Consider the following 17,302-nt stretch of genomic DNA (forward strand, 5'->3'; position numbering starts at 1 on the left):
ATAGCTGAAAAAAGCGAAGCCTTCTTATCCACTTGCCTAATTGGCACTTTGCGGTTCCTGCATTTTTATGAATATGGATGGAGACATGCCCTCCCATCCAGAGAAAGCTTCGGAAAAACTCTGCCGATGGTCAAAACCAAGTGCTTCGGCGGTTTCCTCAATGCTTTTACCAGCCCTCAGAAGGCGCTTGGACGTTTGATGCCGCTCAGTCTGGACGATTTCCCGAAAAGAAGTCCCTTCAGACTTCAAGCGAAGTTGAAGCATCCTTTCATGGATCTGCAACGCCTGAGACGTGTTTACCAAACTCCATGGTGCAACCCCGAAAGAAGCACGAACGAGACCGCCGACGAGGTCTTTCAAATTTGGTTTTTTTTCCACCAATAGTGATTTGTCAGCCAAGTAGCGCGATAAGATTTCAGCTTGTAGCCCATCTCTTCCGGACATCCGCGATTTAAGCAATCTATCGTCGAAAGAAATATAGCCTTGTGAGGAGTTTCGAACCTGACCTATAGGCGCACTGTTTGGAAAATGAGACGGCGATCCATTCGGGTAAGTTATCAGAATGTCAGGATCGTTCTGAAATCTAGAAAGACAGATCACATTGGCTAACAAACTCATCGTGTACTGAACATCATGAACAGCTTGTCTCGCGTCAAAAGGATTGAAATACCAAATGTGGCAACGTCCGTTGTAAACTCTTATCACCAATTCTGAGTCACTTTGATAGTACAACAGCGCAGACCGTGCGATTTGCAAGGCATCCCACAAAGTTTCAGCAGAAATGATGGCACGGCCGAAAAAGCCCAAGTCTTCTACCTTCTGAGAATACCCAGCCCAGACGAAGAAATCATTATTGTCCGCGAGACGTGTCAAACTCGTCATACCCTTTAAATAGGCCGAAACATCGACAATCTCTTCGGGATCCGTTGGGAGACCGAGACTTTGAATCGTTGTTTGAAACTGTCGAGAGCCACTGGAAAGCAAAAGAGCAGGCCCGTGGAATGCGCCCGCTCGGATCTTAAAGTCTTCGATCGCAACACTCATGCGTCGCAATCACTCTTCGGAATCTGATGTGCGCCAATGTGTGCGCTTGTCCTTGTCATGGGCGGTCTCTTCGAAAAATTTTTAGCATTCACATGTCTAGCACACATTTTCTTTGGGAAAGATACAACAGAAATGTTCTTTTGATTCGTATTTGCCGACAAAGCCTCTGAAATCCCCAGTACGTTCGCAATGCGCCGCGGCGAATTGTTTCTGACCGCGTTGCCGCCAGCCGAGGGATCGGCGTGATAATTTTGAGAATTGCGGGAGAACACATGAAACACAAATTTAGCATAACAAGAACAGCGATGTTGGGTGCTATATCCGCCGCTGTCCTTTTGGTTGGTGCGCCAGTTTCGGCGCAAGACAAGCCAAACATCCTCGTGATTTGGGGGGACGATATCGGGCAATCCAATATCTCTGCCTACACACGTGGTCTGATGGGCTATGAAACGCCCAACATTGACCGAGTGGCTGACGAAGGCATGATGTTTACCGACTACTACGGCGAACAGTCCTGCACCGCTGGTCGGTCGTCCTATATTATGGGGCAATCTGTCTATCGGACAGGCTTGTCCAAGGTTGGCCTTCCTGGGGCGGATCTTGGCATGCAAGAAGAAGATCCAACGATTGCGGGCCTTCTGAAACCACTGGGGTACATGACCGGCCAGTTCGGCAAGAACCACTTGGGCGATCAGGATCGGATGCTGCCTACCAACCACGGCTTTGACGAGTTTTTCGGAAATCTTTACCACCTGAACGCAGAAGAAGAGCCTGAAAACCGCGATTATCCCGGCGATGCTGTGCTGGCTGATGGACAAACTTTCCGCGAAGCCTTTGGTCCACGAGGTGTGATCAAATCTTCGGCTGATGGAGCCATCGAAGATACGGGCCCTCTGACCAAAAAACGGATGGAGACCGTCGACGATGAGACCGTTGCCGCCGCCATCGACTTTATCAAACGCGCCAACGAGCAAGGTAAACCTTTCTACGTTTGGTGGAATGGTACACGGATGCACTTTCGCACCCACGTAAAAGATTCTCTTACTGGCATCTCGGGACAAGACGAGTATGGCGATGGCATGGTCGAACACGACATGCATGTGGGCCAACTCTTGGATGTGCTTGATGAACTCGGCATCGCAGATAACACTATCGTTCACTATTCCACGGACAATGGCCCCCACAAGAACACGTGGCCAGATGCGGGTTCCAACCCGTTCTACAGTGAAAAGAACACTAACTGGGAAGGTGGATGGCGTGTGCCCTCGCTCGTGCGTTGGCCTGGCAAAATCGAACCTGACTCGGTTTCAAACGAAATCATGCACCACATGGACTGGTTGCCAACATTCTTGGCCGCTGCGGGCAATGAAACCATCAAGGAAGATCTGAAAGCGGGCGGGGTTCAAGCTCTTGGTCGTGAGTACAAGGTTCACTTGGATGGTTACAACTTCCTGCCTATTCTGACAGGCGAAACAAAAGAAGGCCCACGTCACGAGATTTTCTATTTTGCGGATACCGGAGAGCTGACAGCTCTGCGTTATGACGATTGGAAATTGATTTTCCTTGAGCAAAAAGCGGTCTCGACATTGCGGGCATGGATCGAGCCTTGGACTCCACTTCGGGTTCCTTTGATCACCAACCTGCGACGCGATCCCTATGAGCAGGCACATCTGACATCCAATACCTACTACGACTGGATGATTGACCGGATTTATTTCCTGGTGCCAGCGCAGAAGTATGTGGGGCAGTTCCTGGGGACATTCCAGGAATTCCCACCACGTCAGAAACCAGCCAGCTTTTCCATCGATCAGGTCATGGAGCTGATGGAGGCAAACAACGGGAGCAAGTAACCCCGAGTTTGCAGAACTCTTAGCCATGCGCCGCGACACGAAAATTTCGCGGCGCATGAGCCTCAGGACTGAAACACATTCACCGTTTAGCTGGCAGTGTATGCGGATTTGCATCGCTGAATTGCACTCTAGAAAATCATTAGGGAGAGACCATGACTGACTTAGTCGTAATTGTTTTTGAAGGCCGTCACACCGCAGACGAAGCGTTGCTTCGCTTGCAGAAGATGAGCATGGACTGGGAAGTTGATCTGGACGAGGCCGTCGTGATGACCCGTGACAAAAACGGTGTCGTACGAACGCGCAACTCTGACACGCTGACTGCGGCAGGGTTCCTTGGAGGGACGTCCATTGGCGCGCTGACCGGAACGCTGATTGGCGCCATGGCTGGTAACCCGGCCGCTGGTTTTGTTGCGGGATCGGCTCTTGGAGCGGGGTCTGGAACCTTGGCTGGAATGCTGGATCAGGCCGACGAAGAAGACGCCCTGGCGGCGCGTGTGGGATCAAAAATGGGCCCCGACTCTTCGGCATTGGCTGTGATTGGATGGTCCAGTCGTCCCACGAAATTGTTAAGCGAACTGGAAGGCATGAAGGGCGAAGTTATCGAGACGTCTTTGTCTGTCAGCGATGAAAAAGAGCTTCGTGCAGCTTTGGCCGGAAGCTGACCAAGTCTTCTTAAAAACCCGGTGGCCTGAGCGCCAGGCCACCGGAACGCAATATTCACATCATCCAGACTGGAAACAGGTAAATGAAAAGATTTTTGACCGCCGCTGTCGCTCTGACCGCATTTTCTTTCGGAGCCCCAATGACAGCATCCGCAGAGTCTGTCCCACACGTGGCTGGCGGAGTTGTTGTGGAATACAACAATCTTGACATCGCTTTGGTCGCTTCCGGCTGGAGTGTTGTCGAGCTTCTGCGCGGCGACGTGTACAATGATCGCGGTGACTTCGTAGGCTATGTCCATGATGCGCTTGTCTTGCCGGACGGTGATACGACCTTTGTAATTGTCAACGTCGCGGGCTTCCTGAACATTGGTGAAAAGCTGATCGGGTTGCCAGCAGGTGCCTTCGAGATCAACGCGAATGGTGATCTGGTGCTGCCCAATGCATCCAAGGACAATCTGAAAAGCCTGCCGCGGTTCTTCTACGCACGCAACTAAACAGACTGGCGTACTCAACAGGGTTGACTTGCTTGAGGCGCCAGAACGCAAATTCGGTCCACAAAGTTTGGAACCGCAATCTACCAAGAGAAAGATACATTCGGCATGGGAAACTCGGAAAACAACCTACAAGAAAACTGGGGATGGTTTCTTGCGCTCGGGATCGTTTTGATGATTGGTGGCGCATCCGCACTTTTTGCACCCTTTTTGGTATCATTGGCCATTGAATATGTGGTCGGAATTGTCTTCGCCGTCGGTGGCGTTGTGATGCTTGTTCAAGTTTTCACAACCAAAGACGGTTGGAATGCACGGCTCATCTATTCGATCCTTGGCGGCTTCAACCTGTTTGCAGGGCTTATGCTCATGTTCCGCCCGCTCGAAGGGCTTGTGGCGCTGACGCTGGTCCTGATCGTCGCCATTTTCGTGAACGGCTTGGTCCGTATCGCTGTGGGCGTGATGGCGCGACCGGATGAAGGCTCTGGCTGGGTCATTTTTGTTGGCTGCGTGTCCGTACTGGCTTCGGGATATCTGTTGGCGATGTACCCCGAAGTGAGCGTCATGCTGTTGGGGATTGTGGCAGGCGTATCTCTGATTGGTGAAGGCGCTGGCTACATCCGCTTTGCATATGGTTTGAAAAATGGCGTGTCAGTCGCTGTCTGAACAACAGCGGGCGACTGTGATCCACATAGTTCAGCCATCAATGTACGCGCTCTTGAAGGGACGAAATGATGCCCAGCTCTAGTCTTTTTCCTTCGGTGTTGAAACTTGCCGCCATTTGTCTGGGCTTCGCAGTTCCATCTGTTTTGAATGCTCAGGAAAAGCCCCGACTGGTACTTCAGATCACCGTAGATCAGTTGCGTGGAGATTTGATTGATAGATACGGTGCTCACTTGGGCGAGGGTGGTTTCCGATACCTACTGGAAAATGGCGTTAACTTTACCAACACCCATCACCGCCATGCCAACACAGAAACAATTGTGGGTCACACAACACTGGCAACTGGCACGGATCCTGCCATTCATGGAATGGTTGCCAACCTTTGGTTTGATCGCAAGACAGGTACGCCGTTTTACAACGTGCAAGATCCAGACTATCCGCTGGTTGGGGCTTCTGGAATTGACGCCGACAATGAAATTGATCCAACCCAACGCGCCGCTACAACGGATGGGCGGTCGCCACGCAATATCATAAGTTCAACGATCTCCGATGAAATCGCCTTACATTTTGGCCCGACGTCCAAGGTGTTTGGGGTGTCAGTCAAAGATCGCGGGGCAATTGCGATGGCGGGCCACGCTGGTGAAGCGTACTGGTTCTCAAAGTCAGAAGGCCGGTTTGTTACAAGTACATTTTACAATGATGCCTACCCAAGTTGGATCGGGGAATGGGATGCCAAGGGCCTGGTCGCGTCTTATGCCAACCGCGACTGGACGCTTTTGGGGGACGCCTCGGATTATGCCTTTGCCGACCGGGATGATCAGCCATGGGAAACAGCATTGCCGGGATTTGGCCGCACATTTCCACATAACTGGGGCCCGGCCGACGGAAAATACTTCACGACCTTTCTAACCCTTAGCCCAGCAGGGGATGAAATTACTGTCGACTTTGCCAAGGCCCTGCTGGACGCAGAACAGCTCGGGCAAGACGTGGTGACTGACTACCTGTCCGTCAGCTTGTCATCGACGGATTATGTTGGCCACATATTCGGCCCATCCAGCCTGGAAGCCGAAGACAACTTTGCCCATCTCGACAGGCAAATTGCCGGCCTGTTGCAATATGTAGAATCCGTTGTGGGGCTGGAACACACATTGGTCGTGTTATCGGCAGACCACGGTGCTCCTGAACACCCAGACTACCTTGCAACACTGGGCATTGAGGCGGGTTTGTTCGATTTTGAACGCGTCGACACGGAACCAGGATTTGTGCGGCTGCAAATGGATTTTGGAGAGTCCAAAGAACTGGTTCAAAACTTCTCCAACCCTTACGTCTATTTGAACAAAGACCTCATTTCCGAACGCGATTTGGATCCATTGGTTGTTGAACGGGCGGTTTCTGATGAACTTCAGAAGCTCCCAGGAATTGCCTATGCCGTCAGTAGCTCGGACTTGCGAAGAGGGGCGTTTGCCAAAACCAAGATTAGCGATGCAGTCTTGGCTAACTTTAATCCGGATCGATCCGGAGACATCTATGTTGTGTTTGAACCGCATTGGTTTGTAGCTGATTTCGACGGGTTGCACGTTGCATCCGCACATGGCTCGCCGTGGACATATGACACCCATGTTCCCTTGATTTTTTCCGGAAAAAATATTGCCACCAAGACAATCGTGCGACGCGTCGAAACCGTAGATGTCGCGCCCACGATTGCGGCCATTTTGGGCACCAAACCGCCTTCCGGAGCAGTGGGTGACCCCCTGCCTGAAGCGATGCCAAGGACAAAGGACTGACCATGAGATCGTTAATGAAGCGCTTCGCCCAAATAGCCGTTTTATGCACAATTGGTGCGCCGGTTCTGGCCCAGTCAGACGCCGCCCAAGCCAACAATCCATTGGCGGACATAACTGCGTTCAACATCCAAAACTACTACTTCGGAGAGTTTACAGGTCCTGGTGATGCCACCGGAAATCAATTTGTTCTGCGATACGCAAAGCCGGTCACAATCGGTGATTCAAACTGGCTGATCCGGGCCTCTTTGCCGTTTAATACTTTGCCTGTAGGTGCAGGTGGTCAAGAGGTGAGCGGGATCGGAGACTTCGACGTTTTTGCAGCCTACCAATTCGACACAGGCAATCCTGGAGTTAGTTTTGCACTTGGCCCGCAAGTGGTGGCCCCAACGGCCTCTGATGACCGCCTAGGAGCGGATCAGTGGCAGCTTGGGCTGGCAAACGTCTACTTCAATGCGACTTCGCCTGTGTTTCAGTATGGCTATCTTTTGACGTATCGCACGGGTGTCGGGGATACGAACGGTCGTCAACGTGCAAGTCTTGGCGCCATTCAGCCATTTGCCTTTTATCAGCTTGGTGGTGGGTATTACACAGGTGGTGCGCCGATCTGGACGTACGATTTTGCCACTGACAGTTATGCGGTTCCACTGGGTCTTAGGCTCGGGAAAGTCACCAAGCGCGGCAACACCGTCTACAACTTTTTTGTTGAGCCACAGTACTCGGTTTTCACTAAGGGCGCTGGCCAGCCAAAGTGGCAAATCTACATGGCGCTCAACATGCAGTTCCAATGACCCGTGGGGCACGTGGCTCATGCCGGCCCTAGTTTTGAAACACATCAATCAATCTAACCCAACAATCAGGAATGCTATTATGGAAAAATTTATCGCTGTCGTTTTTGAAAATGATGACGCTGCTTTCAAAGGCGAGACAGCCTTGCGAGGGCTGCATGCAACAGGAGAACTGGCAGTGTATGCGGCTGCTGTGATCGGGAAAGATCTCGACGGAAAAGTCGAGGTCAAGAAGGTCGAAGACGAAGGGCCATTGGGAACCGCATTGGGCCTTGTCATTGGCGGCATGGTAGGTGTTTTGGCTGGCCCTCTGGCTGTTGCGTCCGGTGCTGCAATCGCCGGTTCTGCGGCCGCTGCGTCTGCCGCGGCGTCAGGAATGGCTGTCGGATCAATGACAGGCGGCCTGTTCGGTGTTTACCGTGACCTTTGGGTGGCCGGAATTGACTCTGCGATGCTTGATGAAGTCAGTGTCGAACTGCTTCCAGGGAAGTCTTGCGTGGTGGCGTCGGTTGATGAAGTCTGGACCTCACCCTTGGATGTCAAAATGGGTGAAGCTGGTGGGGTGGTGTTCCGAAAGCCGCGCATCGATGCAATTGATGAACAATACGCAGCTGACATGGCAGAGCTTGATCGGGAGATCGCAGAGCTCAAGGATGAGTGGAAGCAATCAAGCGATGAGACCAAACAGGCAATCCACGATAAGATCGATAGTGCCAAGGCGAAAGCTACTGCAGCCAAGGAAAAAATTTCGCTTCGTATGGATGAGCTAGACAGCCAAACAGAAGCGAGGCTCGAAGCGATTGATGAGCAAATTGCAGCGGCCAAAGAAAACACCCGCCAAAAATTTGAAACGCGCAAAGCTGAAATTCAGGCTGACTACAAAGAACGTAAAGGCAAGCTAGATGCATCAATGGTTCTGGCAAAAGAAGCTCTCACCTGAACCAATTTGTTAAAACCGCTGAATAAAAGCACTTAGCGTCGTCAAAAATGACTGACGCAGATTAGTCGCAAAAGGCGTTGCGCTGATCAAATCTAGAGAAAGGAAAAGAAATGGCAGATTTAAAAAGCATGATGGCTGAACTTCAACAAAAACGAGATGAAATCAAACTTCAGTTGCACCTCGGATCAATGGAAGCAGAGGACGAGTGGGATTCACTTGTATCTGAATGGGACAAATTCCTTTCAAAATCCCAGTTTGACCAAACTGCTGACGAGGTTGGTGAAGCAGCCCGTGAACTTGGGCTCAAAATGAAGGCTGCTTATGACAACGCCAAAAAGGTCGTTGGTTAAAGGGCGGGCCGGAATGCTCCAAAATCAGCTTTATTGTTTGAGGGTCGTTTGGGCTTAGGCAAACGTCGGGCATTATTACAGGCGACCAAAATATGACACGACCTTCGGTAATGGGTAGCTCGATTCACGAGCTTACCTCTACTTCGAAATCTAAGTATGTTAGTCGCTATTAGAAACGGGTGCCCCTAGAGCCAATTTGTACCGCTTTGCGGGTTCCGTTTTTGAAATTATACCACTTCCCAAGATGCAAGGGGCCAAGGCGAATGACTGTTGATGCAGATGACACCGCAACTGAAGTCAAAGAGCCCGCAGTTGCCGTCTCACGTCAGACAACTGCTTTGGCGTCTTTCGTAGTCCTGGCACTTTTGATCAGTGTTGCCTTTGTGGAGCTCGTTCGTCCATTTCTTGCAGCGCTGGCACTGGCCGCGATTTTTGCGGCGCTTGTGCAACCGTTTTATACTTGGGTTCTGATCCGAACCGGAAAACGAGAAGGCCTAGCCAGTACCATTACCGTATTGGTTGGCGTGCTGCTTGTCGTGGGGCCGCTCATTGGAGTGGGATATCTTGCGACGGTTCAGGCTTCCGGGTTGGTGGCAGGCGCGGATCAGGTCATTGAAACGCTATCCGAAGATGCCGCCGCCCTGAAAGGCGGAACGTTTGAGTTTCCAAGCTGGGTTCCGGTTGCCAAGGAGCTGACAGAAGCGGGCCCTCTGGTTTTTGAAAAAGCAGAAGGGCTGCTAGGTTCGGCGGCTTCGTTCCTAACGGCTGAACTATCTCACTTAACCAATGGTACAGCAAAATTCTTCCTAAGCCTTTTCACCTTCTTGTATGCGATGTTCTTTTTCTTACCGCTTAAAGACACTGCATTTCGCCCAATTCTCGAGAACTCCGGGCTAAGCGTCGATCTTCAGGACAAACTGCACGAAAGAATTGTGTCCGTTAGCCGAGCGACGATAAAGGGAACTTTGTTGATCGGCGTGATACAGGGTGCACTCGGAGGCCTTGGTTTTTGGGCGGCAGGGATCGAGGGCCCTGCTTTTTGGGCAGTTGTAATGGCGATTGCAGCAGCTATTCCAGGTATTGGCGCAACTGGCGTGGTATTTGGTGGGGCAGCCTATCTGGCGTTTCAGAGCGAATTTCCGGCCGCAATTGGGCTGGCGCTTTGGGCTGGCTTGGTGGTCGGGACAATAGACAATGTTCTGCGGCCATCACTCGTAGGAAAAGACGCACAAATGTCGGATCTGATGATCTTTGTCAGCACATTGGGCGGGCTTGCGTTGTTTGGTGCATCAGGGCTGGTTTTTGGCCCGGTTATTGCCGGTGTGTTCGTTGCGGTTTGGCAGGAAGCACCCAGGTTTTTGCAGCCGCCAGTTGAGAGCCAAGGCGATGACCAAACTGCCTCGGAGATTCAGCAGTTGGTTGAGCCAGATGAGCAGCATTCCGTCGACGCAACTTCAGCCAGTGGGCAGGTACGCAGGTTTACGGCATCAAAGGTCGACTTGGAAAAAGAGGTAGAGGCCTTGAAACGCGAACTGGCGAGAGACGACACTTAACGCGTGAAATCTCTCGTTGTTTCAGAAAACAAACTCACCGTTTTGCGCGGCAGATTGGCCTCACAGCACCGGAGAGAACAACCGCGCAACGGGCGCGCCCAGCCGGATATGCCGAGGTTGCTCCGAGAGCTCTTTGTCTAACTTGACGGCCCGCGCGAAATCCTTTTCCAGGAAGGCGGCAGTTTGCTTTGCGGCCTCGGAATCAAACATGACGGCCATGGCTTCAAAATTCAGGCGGAAGGAGCGGTTGTCCATATTGGTCGTCCCAATTGCCGCCAGACTCTCATCCACGAGAACCACTTTTTGATGCATAAAGCCTTCGTCATAGCGCCATACTTTTACGCCCGCTTGCCGGATTTCGTCAAAGTAGGCAAAAGCCGCAAGCCAAGGGATTTTGTGGTCGATAACTTCGGGTACTAAAATACGAACATCAACACCTCTAAGCGAGGCATGTTTCAAGGCTGTCAAAACATCTGTGTCAGGCACAAAGTAAGGCGACGCGATCCACACGCGTTCTTTGGCAGCACAAATGGCCGAGAAGAAGAAAAGCGCACCGGTTTCCATTTCATCGCCCGGCCCGGTCGGGACGATCATGCCGGTCATATCCTCGGATGCATGAGGGGCTTCCCAGTTTAGAGGGTCTACCATCAACTCACCTGTAGCCCAGTGCCAGTCTTCTGCAAATATGAGCTGAAGCTGAGAAACGACTGGGCCCTTTAGCTCTACATGCGTGTCTCTCCAAGCTCCGAATTTGGCGCTTTTGCCCATGTATTCGTCACCGACATTCAGCCCACCTGTGAAGGCTACGGTTCCGTCAACAACAACAGTCTTTCGGTGATTTCGAAAATTAAGCTGAAACCTGTTTTTCGGGCCTCGAGTGCTTTTGGGATCAATGGCCAAAACGCCAGAGGATCGAAGCTCCTCGTGATATTCTCTAGGTAACCCAACGCAGCCAACAGCATCGAACATGACCCGGACAGTGACACCTCGTTTGGCTGCCGCTATCAGATGCGTCTTTAACTCACGTCCAATCTCGTCGTCATGGATGATGTAAAACTGTAGCAGAATGTAGTCTTTAGCGGCGTCGAGCGCATCGAAGATAGCCGCAAATGTTTGCGCCCCATCGATCAAGATCCGCATGTTGTTTCCTCGAACAGCGGGCAATTCTGAAATTGCCTCAAACGGCTCTACAGGGAAATCCGGGTTTGAAACAGGGGCGTTGGCCAGTTTGTAATTCTGAACACCTTCGATGATTTCTTCACTGTCACGACGCGCAATCAGGTAATCCTTGAACTTGTGATGCCCCAGAAAGAGATACAAAGGAACCCCAAGATAGGGGGCAGTTATCAAGAAAACGACCCAACCGACGGCGCCTTGCGACGTCCTTGATGACGACACAGCGCGCCACGCAAACCAGATTGCAATAATCTCGAGAACGATTAGGGCCGCTACGGCGAATGACGCTATCATCTTGGCAAAACCTCCTAAGGAGAACTGAATTATTTCAAGAGCATGACACCACAATTATCAATTTTGTTCAGAGTGAACCCGCAATACAAAACAAAGATATTTCAAAATTTGCATTTAGGATACACATAAGATCCATTGCGGAGGCAGCCACTGCAAAAAATTGAAAAAGCTGCATTTTCTTTTACTCTGGCGCTGTAAAGTAAAGCGCATCCCAGTCAGATCCACATAACCGCTGGCGATAGTTGGTTGCCAGAAAAAGATTAACAGCGAACGGTAAAACCAAATGCCCTTTAAGGAAGCAGTTTCTGACCTTGTTGCGAGAGTGCAAGGTTGGCTTTCATCCGCGGACCAGATTGGGGTTCTCATCGCGATTGTTTTTGTTGCGATTGTTATCTGGCTACGCAAGCCGTTGGCCAAAATGGTTGTTGGGGCGTTGGATAGTTTAATGACCCGCCTTGCCGTAGGCCTATCGGATGAAACGAAAGCCGAGTTAACGGTACCAACGTCGATCTTGATCGCGACTTTATCAATCTTTCTGGCGTTGGATGTTTTGCAACTTCCTGAGTTTGCAGATGGTCTCGTGCGTCGCGTCCTGACATCCATCGCCGTTTTGGCCGTGTTTGCTGGCTGGTATAATCTATGCGGCCCCTTTGTTTCTCTTCTGAGCGGCGAAACACGCTTAGGCGTGAAAATGGAAAGTGGTTGGATGGAGCGGGTAGCCCGTTTTGGGGTCGTTTTGTTCGGGATCACAGCACTGTTGACCGTCTGGGAAGTGGACATTTCATCTGCTTTGACGGGCGTCGGTGTTTTGGGCGCAGGGCTGGCAATTGCGACACAGGATCTTATCCGAAATCTGGTCGCCGGTATGAACAACATCAGTGAAAAGAGGTTTTCTGTTGGGGATGTGGTTCAGATCGAAGGGGTTTTTGTCGGCACCGTTGAACAAATTGACCTGAGGTCGACATTGCTTCGGGGCTTTGACCAAATTCCAAGATACATTCCCAACTCGGAACTCGCCAACGCGGTGGTGCTGAATTACTCGCAGCGACGCAATCGTCGTGTAAAACTGAGCATACCTTTGGTTTTAGCGACGACCCAAGCTCAGATTTTGGAGTTCTGCGACACCTTGAGAAAGCACTTGAAAGAAAGCGGTGACTTTGACGTTTCTGAGGATGCGCCGCAGTATGTGCACGTCGAAGGCCTGTCGGACAGTGCAGTCCTCGTGATGTTCTATGCTTGGACAAACGATCCCGATTACGCAAACTTTCTGGAAGTAACCGAGCGTCTGACCCTGAAGATTATGGAGCTGGCGAGTGCTTGCGATACTGCACTCGCCTACCCGACGCAAACGCTGAACATGCCGGACAGTACATCCGACCTGTAACTCTGGTCTTCAGATCAGCTCTTCAGGTTCTTGATCACGGCCTTGGCAACAGTCCCGGCAACTCCAGGAGCAATCGCGCCAAACGGATCGCTCGCCATTTTCTTGACAGCGTCGGCCGTTGCCTTCGCCTCACCAGCAAATCCGCGCATTTCGGCTTCAATATCTTCCAGTGCCATGTCGCGCACTTCTGTGACGGGGGCGGTTTCCTGTTCAACATTGGATTTGTTCGCCAATGACACCAACAGTACCGCCAGCGCCATATTGACGAGCGCTACAATCAAAGCCGCCGAGGGTTGGGGCATGGTTTGTGACAAAGCCAGATAGGCTGATACGTTTAGCATAATCAGGCCGACACCTGCGGCAATTCCGGCGGCCGCCATCAACCCGGTTTGGCGCCGAAGAACTGCAAGATGACGCTGGGCGATCAGGCGCTCTGCGCGCAGCACGATAGAGATGTTTCTAGAAATACGGTTCATAATTTGGTTCCTATCTTGCGCGGCCAGCTAAAAAGCCAATAGCGAAAGCGCCGAGCGCGATGAGCAGCTGCTGTTTGTGGGGCAGGTCATGAAGTTCAGCCATGATTTCAGAAACTTCTTTATCCCAATCCATTTGGTTACTAGGCGTTTCCGCCTTATCCTTGTCTGGCAGCGCTTCGACGTCTTCATCTTCGCGTGCTTCTTCCTGTTGCGAAGAGCGTTCCGCAAGCTTTCTCCTGAGGTCCAGAAGCTCTGCTTCCAGTTCCGCTTTGGTCGCCATAAATCCCCTCTTTCTAAGCCTTAATACATAAAGTCCGGCATTCTTATCTGCTTGCTTCGCGGTCTGTGTCACTCGGCACATCATCCAACAAATTACCGTCGCCTGACATGAGAATGGCAATGGTTCGTGTTGCCGGGATATGAGACATCACTATTAAAAAACAAACTGTTATAGGCACACTCAAGAGCGCTCCTGCCATGCCCCAAATGGCCGTCCAAAACGTCAAAGCCAGGATGACCATCAGGGGCGATAAATTCAAAGAGCGCCCAGTCAAGGCAGGTTCAAGAATGTTGCCGACCACAAATTGAACCCCGCCACATCCACAAAGAATAATCAAAAACGGTGTGACTGTATCGAACTGTACCAAAGCGACCAAAGCCGGCACTGCAACACCGAGAATGGAGCCAATTGTCGGTATGAAATTCAACATAAAGGCCAAAACAGCCCAGGTTTCTGCAAAATCCAATCCAACCGGTTTCATAAAGGCATAGCTGCCAAGGCCCGTAATCAGGCTCACGAGCGATTTGATACCGACGTAGCGCTGGAGGCTGACTGACACGCTGCTCAGAATTTTGCGCAACTTTTCCCGAAACTCGGCATCTCGTGCCACAAGCTCCAGCTTTTTGTTCATTGGGGCACGCTCGACCATCATGAAGGGAAGGTAGAGCAACACCAGAAACAGCGCGCTTAGAAAGGCCCCTGCTGAAGAAATAGCGCCACTAGCCAAGGCAGAGATATCAAGGTCGGACAGGGCGCTTTCGGCGGCCGCGTAATTTTTGTCCCCGACCAGGGCAACAACACGGCTCAGAATTTGAGAGAAACGCTGCTCGTATCTGGGAAATGCTTCAGCGACGTCACCGGCTTGATTTGAAAGAATGGAGAGCACTCCAAGAAGGCCTAGGCTGACGATACCCAAGGAAATGATGTGGGCAAGCCAGCTGGGCATTCTGATCGAGCCGATCTTCAGAAGGCTCACTCTGTCGACAATTGCAGTAATGAGGACGAAAAGGAGAAGCGCCAGTGCAAGCGGTATCAAAATACTGGCAGCATACGCGAGACCGGCAATCAAAAGGAAAGTGATCACGATAATCTGAGTCCAGAAGGTTAGCCCAAAACGACTGCTGCCGGAGAGTTGATCGGTTTTTTGAGGTTCGTTTTTCAAATCCACTTCAACACGCCCTTAGCTGTTTTACTGAAGGGTTAAAATCAACAAAAACTCGCGCACCAAGTGTATTCTTGAGTTGTTTCCCATCGGGACCAATAGTCATCAAAATACGACAAAAAGCAAAGTGAAGTTTAAGATAAATTATTAGCCAGGTATTTACCACAAAAGGCTTCGGCTTCATTGCCCCTGAAACAGGTGGCAAAGATGTGTTTTTACACATCTCTGCACTCGAGAAGTCTGGAATGACTTCCCTGAATGACAATCAGAAAGTGACCTTCGACGTCGAGGCCGGCCGCGACGGCCGCGAAAGCGCAATCAATATCGCGCTTGCCTGATTTTTTTAGTGGGCGCTCCTTGGGGGCGCCCCTTCGCCAGACGGCCACTTTTCAGATTCTACCTCTGCCTAAAACAGCAGTTCTATTGCCCGGATAGGCAATCGTCGTTCTGGATGTGAGAATTGTTATCCTCAGGAGACCAGCCGATGTCAGATTACACAACGCCAAACAGATCAGGCGCGGGACGTGACCTCTTCAAGAAGATGTCAAAAAAACCGAAGGTAAAGGACACCGGGAAAAAGGCCTCTATGCCGATCCGCGTGGGCACCTATGGCAGATATCAGATCAAGTCCGGTTATGTCGCGGGCGTATACACGGCCCGGGCCTTCCCACAGCCACCGACAAAGTCCCGTGGTTTGATTGCCGAGGCAACGGGTGAGTCCGAAGAGGCCGCAATCGCCGCGTTGCATTCTGCCATAGATGCGCGTGAAACCCGCAGAAGCGATGACCGCAGGACAGATCCCAACACTGGGAGACAGGTACCAACATCCGACGAATACGTTGAAGCCCTCAACACAATAAATCTGACAACACCACAGCGGGCCATGATGATGGCGTTATCGCAGGCGGAAGCAGACGGGCTGACAGAGGAGAGGGTCGCGAATGCGGGCAGCTACAAATCCACTGCCTCAGCCAAAAAAGCGCTAGCAAGCGCGGGTCGAATGATTGCTGGATTTCTGTCTTTAGAGGCAGGTTCCAAGGTACCTTTAACGAGTTTGGATGGAGTTGCACTGATTGGGTTTCGCGGTGATCCCGGACCCGAACAGAAGCTAGGGAACTGGATAATGCACTCCGAACTTTGCGTCGCCATCCGTATCGCAACTTAAGCCAATAGGGTTAGCCGTCAGAGTGATTGCCCACTTAGAGTTGGTAGCCACTTCAACCGAACTGATCTTGTCCGGTATGGCAAAGGCGAGCGGCATCAGCCGCTCACCCAATGCCTAAAGGTCAATATTCTCGGCGATGCTCAGCGCATCTTCGAGTTCAACTCCCAAGTAGCGCACCGTGCTGTCGACCTTTGTGTGTCCTAGCAAGAGCTGAACTGCGCGCAGGTTACCTGTTTTTCGATAGATCTCAGCAGCTTTGTTTCGGCGAAGCGAATGCGTTCCGTATCCGCTTGGGTCCAGACCAATCGACGACACCCAATCGTGCACCAACCGGCCATATTGACGGATTGAGGTATGCGGTCGATCGTGGAAGCGGCTGGGAAACATGAACGAGCAGGCCAACATCTCGGGTGACTTGACCCAAGCCAAGACAGTTTCCCTTGTGTTTTCCGTCAGTTCAAACTGAACAGGCCGCTTGGTTTTGCTCTGAATGACCGAAACACATTCTCGGACGCGATCTTCTTTGACCAGATCGACCACAGAGAGCCTGACCAGATCACATCCACGTAGCTTGCTGTCGATGGCAACGTTAAATAGCGCCAGATCGCGAAGGTTGTTCGCCAGTTCCAGTCGCGCTCGGATGGCCCAAACCTGTTTTGGTAGCAGCGGTCGTTTTGGCCGATGATCCGCCCCTTGTTCCAGGCTTTACGTTTCGGGGTGACCGCAGGAAGTAGGACACGAGGCATGATTTGCCCTCCTTGCCGCCCTCCGAACCCAAGCATCAGCACCGCGCTGACGTTGGAATGCTACTCGCAAACCTGATTGCATCTGACCTGCCACCCGTATGTTTTTGCTCCAAACCTACAAGCAGCCCGAATGAATGGCCGGGTTCACCGCCGCCTTGCCGCGCTGAAATCTAAGCGCCTGCAGCAATTTCCGTGCTGCGAGCGCGCGCAGCGAGGAATCAAGACTTCTGCTGTGGGCTCTTTCGTTGAATCCGCCGCGCTATGCGCGAACGGCCGCTTTACCGAAAACGCTGAGAGAGTCATTTCGCCCCGTCCCGCAAAGGACCCCAATGACGCGGGAATGTAGTCAACGAGACGGCTGTGGAGCCTGCGGCACTCGTGCGCACCAATAAGGTGGCTCGCGATCTTCGGCTTCACCTGGCTCATACCAGGTGTGTCCGGTCCACATCCAAACTTCCCAGTCATCGCCCGGGTTGCGGACAATGTAGAAGTATCCTGGC

Annotated in this window: 17 protein-coding genes and 1 pseudogene; 12 read left to right on the forward strand and 6 right to left on the reverse strand. The window is 51.7% G+C overall.

Features of this window, described 5'->3' with window-relative positions; genetic code table 11:
- Positions 1-36: 36 nt before the first annotated feature.
- Positions 37-1,044 (reverse strand): helix-turn-helix transcriptional regulator, encoded by a 1,008-nt coding sequence (locus N9C89_RS15315; protein WP_263954906.1) that lies wholly within the window; start codon positions 1,042-1,044, stop codon positions 37-39.
- Between the two features lie 305 nt (positions 1,045-1,349).
- Here N9C89_RS15315 and N9C89_RS15320 point away from each other — a divergent pair, with 305 nt between their 5' ends.
- From N9C89_RS15320 to N9C89_RS15360, 9 genes are all read left to right on the forward strand, one after another.
- Positions 1,350-2,894: an arylsulfatase gene (locus tag N9C89_RS15320; RefSeq protein ID WP_263954955.1), complete on the forward strand. Its 1,545-nt coding sequence runs from the start codon at positions 1,350-1,352 to the stop codon at positions 2,892-2,894.
- Between the two features lie 152 nt (positions 2,895-3,046).
- Positions 3,047-3,556 carry a DUF1269 domain-containing protein gene (locus N9C89_RS15325; protein WP_263954907.1) on the forward strand — a complete coding sequence of 170 codons (510 nt, stop codon included), beginning with the start codon at positions 3,047-3,049 and terminating at the stop codon, positions 3,554-3,556.
- A 140-nt stretch (positions 3,557-3,696) separates the two neighbouring features.
- Positions 3,697-4,050, forward strand: coding sequence for a PRC-barrel domain-containing protein (locus N9C89_RS15330; protein WP_263954908.1), 354 nt, complete (start codon positions 3,697-3,699; stop codon positions 4,048-4,050).
- A gap of 105 nt (positions 4,051-4,155) precedes the next feature.
- A complete protein-coding gene (locus tag N9C89_RS15335; RefSeq protein ID WP_263954909.1) occupies positions 4,156-4,710 on the forward strand; it encodes an HdeD family acid-resistance protein in 555 nt (184 codons plus the stop codon).
- A gap of 65 nt (positions 4,711-4,775) precedes the next feature.
- Entirely contained in the window at positions 4,776-6,491 is a 1,716-nt protein-coding gene (locus tag N9C89_RS15340; RefSeq protein WP_263954911.1) for an alkaline phosphatase family protein, read from the forward strand.
- A 14-nt stretch (positions 6,492-6,505) separates the two neighbouring features.
- Positions 6,506-7,279: a hypothetical protein gene (locus N9C89_RS15345; protein WP_263954912.1), complete on the forward strand. Its 774-nt coding sequence runs from the start codon at positions 6,506-6,508 to the stop codon at positions 7,277-7,279.
- A 79-nt stretch (positions 7,280-7,358) separates the two neighbouring features.
- Positions 7,359-8,216 (forward strand): DUF1269 domain-containing protein, encoded by an 858-nt coding sequence (locus N9C89_RS15350; protein WP_263954913.1) that lies wholly within the window; start codon positions 7,359-7,361, stop codon positions 8,214-8,216.
- Between the two features lie 110 nt (positions 8,217-8,326).
- Positions 8,327-8,566 (forward strand): hypothetical protein, encoded by a 240-nt coding sequence (locus tag N9C89_RS15355; protein WP_263954914.1) that lies wholly within the window; start codon positions 8,327-8,329, stop codon positions 8,564-8,566.
- Between the two features lie 263 nt (positions 8,567-8,829).
- Positions 8,830-10,119 (forward strand): AI-2E family transporter, encoded by a 1,290-nt coding sequence (locus N9C89_RS15360; protein WP_263954915.1) that lies wholly within the window; start codon positions 8,830-8,832, stop codon positions 10,117-10,119.
- Positions 10,120-10,179: 60 nt separating this feature from the next.
- Here the strand turns inward: N9C89_RS15360 and cls are convergent, their stop codons facing one another.
- Positions 10,180-11,589, reverse strand: a complete 1,410-nt coding sequence (gene cls, locus N9C89_RS15365) for a cardiolipin synthase (RefSeq protein ID WP_263954916.1) — start codon at positions 11,587-11,589, stop codon at positions 10,180-10,182.
- A gap of 283 nt (positions 11,590-11,872) precedes the next feature.
- Between cls and N9C89_RS15370 the strand changes: the two genes are divergently transcribed.
- A complete protein-coding gene (locus N9C89_RS15370; protein WP_263954917.1) occupies positions 11,873-12,973 on the forward strand; it encodes a mechanosensitive ion channel family protein in 1,101 nt (366 codons plus the stop codon).
- 14 nt (positions 12,974-12,987) lie between these two features.
- Here N9C89_RS15370 and N9C89_RS15375 read toward each other — a convergent pair whose 3' ends face one another.
- The 3 genes from N9C89_RS15375 to N9C89_RS15385 are packed head-to-tail and all read right to left on the reverse strand — an operon-like array spanning position 12,988 to position 14,897.
- Positions 12,988-13,449 carry a phage holin family protein gene (locus N9C89_RS15375; protein ID WP_263954918.1) on the reverse strand — a complete coding sequence of 154 codons (462 nt, stop codon included), beginning with the start codon at positions 13,447-13,449 and terminating at the stop codon, positions 12,988-12,990.
- A 10-nt stretch (positions 13,450-13,459) separates the two neighbouring features.
- The gene (locus tag N9C89_RS15380) at positions 13,460-13,729 is read right to left on the reverse strand and encodes a hypothetical protein (protein WP_263954919.1); all 270 of its coding nucleotides are present in this window, start codon (positions 13,727-13,729) and stop codon (positions 13,460-13,462) included.
- A gap of 43 nt (positions 13,730-13,772) precedes the next feature.
- On the reverse strand, positions 13,773-14,897 hold the full coding sequence (locus tag N9C89_RS15385) for an AI-2E family transporter (protein WP_263954920.1): 1,125 nt from the start codon (positions 14,895-14,897) through the stop codon (positions 13,773-13,775).
- Between the two features lie 137 nt (positions 14,898-15,034).
- Here N9C89_RS15385 and N9C89_RS15390 point away from each other — a divergent pair, with 137 nt between their 5' ends.
- Both N9C89_RS15390 and N9C89_RS15395 read left to right on the forward strand, forming a co-directional pair.
- On the forward strand, positions 15,035-15,229 hold the full coding sequence (locus N9C89_RS15390) for a cold-shock protein (protein ID WP_263954956.1): 195 nt from the start codon (positions 15,035-15,037) through the stop codon (positions 15,227-15,229).
- 146 nt (positions 15,230-15,375) lie between these two features.
- Positions 15,376-16,056 (forward strand): hypothetical protein, encoded by a 681-nt coding sequence (locus N9C89_RS15395; RefSeq protein WP_263954921.1) that lies wholly within the window; start codon positions 15,376-15,378, stop codon positions 16,054-16,056.
- A 114-nt stretch (positions 16,057-16,170) separates the two neighbouring features.
- Here N9C89_RS15395 and N9C89_RS15400 read toward each other — a convergent pair.
- A pseudogene (locus N9C89_RS15400) lies at positions 16,171-16,802 on the reverse strand (tyrosine-type recombinase/integrase).
- Positions 16,803-17,302 lie beyond the last annotated feature (500 nt).

The organism is Halocynthiibacter sp. SDUM655004 (assembly GCF_026015885.1).
Classification (GTDB): Bacteria; Pseudomonadota; Alphaproteobacteria; order Rhodobacterales; family Rhodobacteraceae; genus Falsihalocynthiibacter; species Falsihalocynthiibacter halioticoli.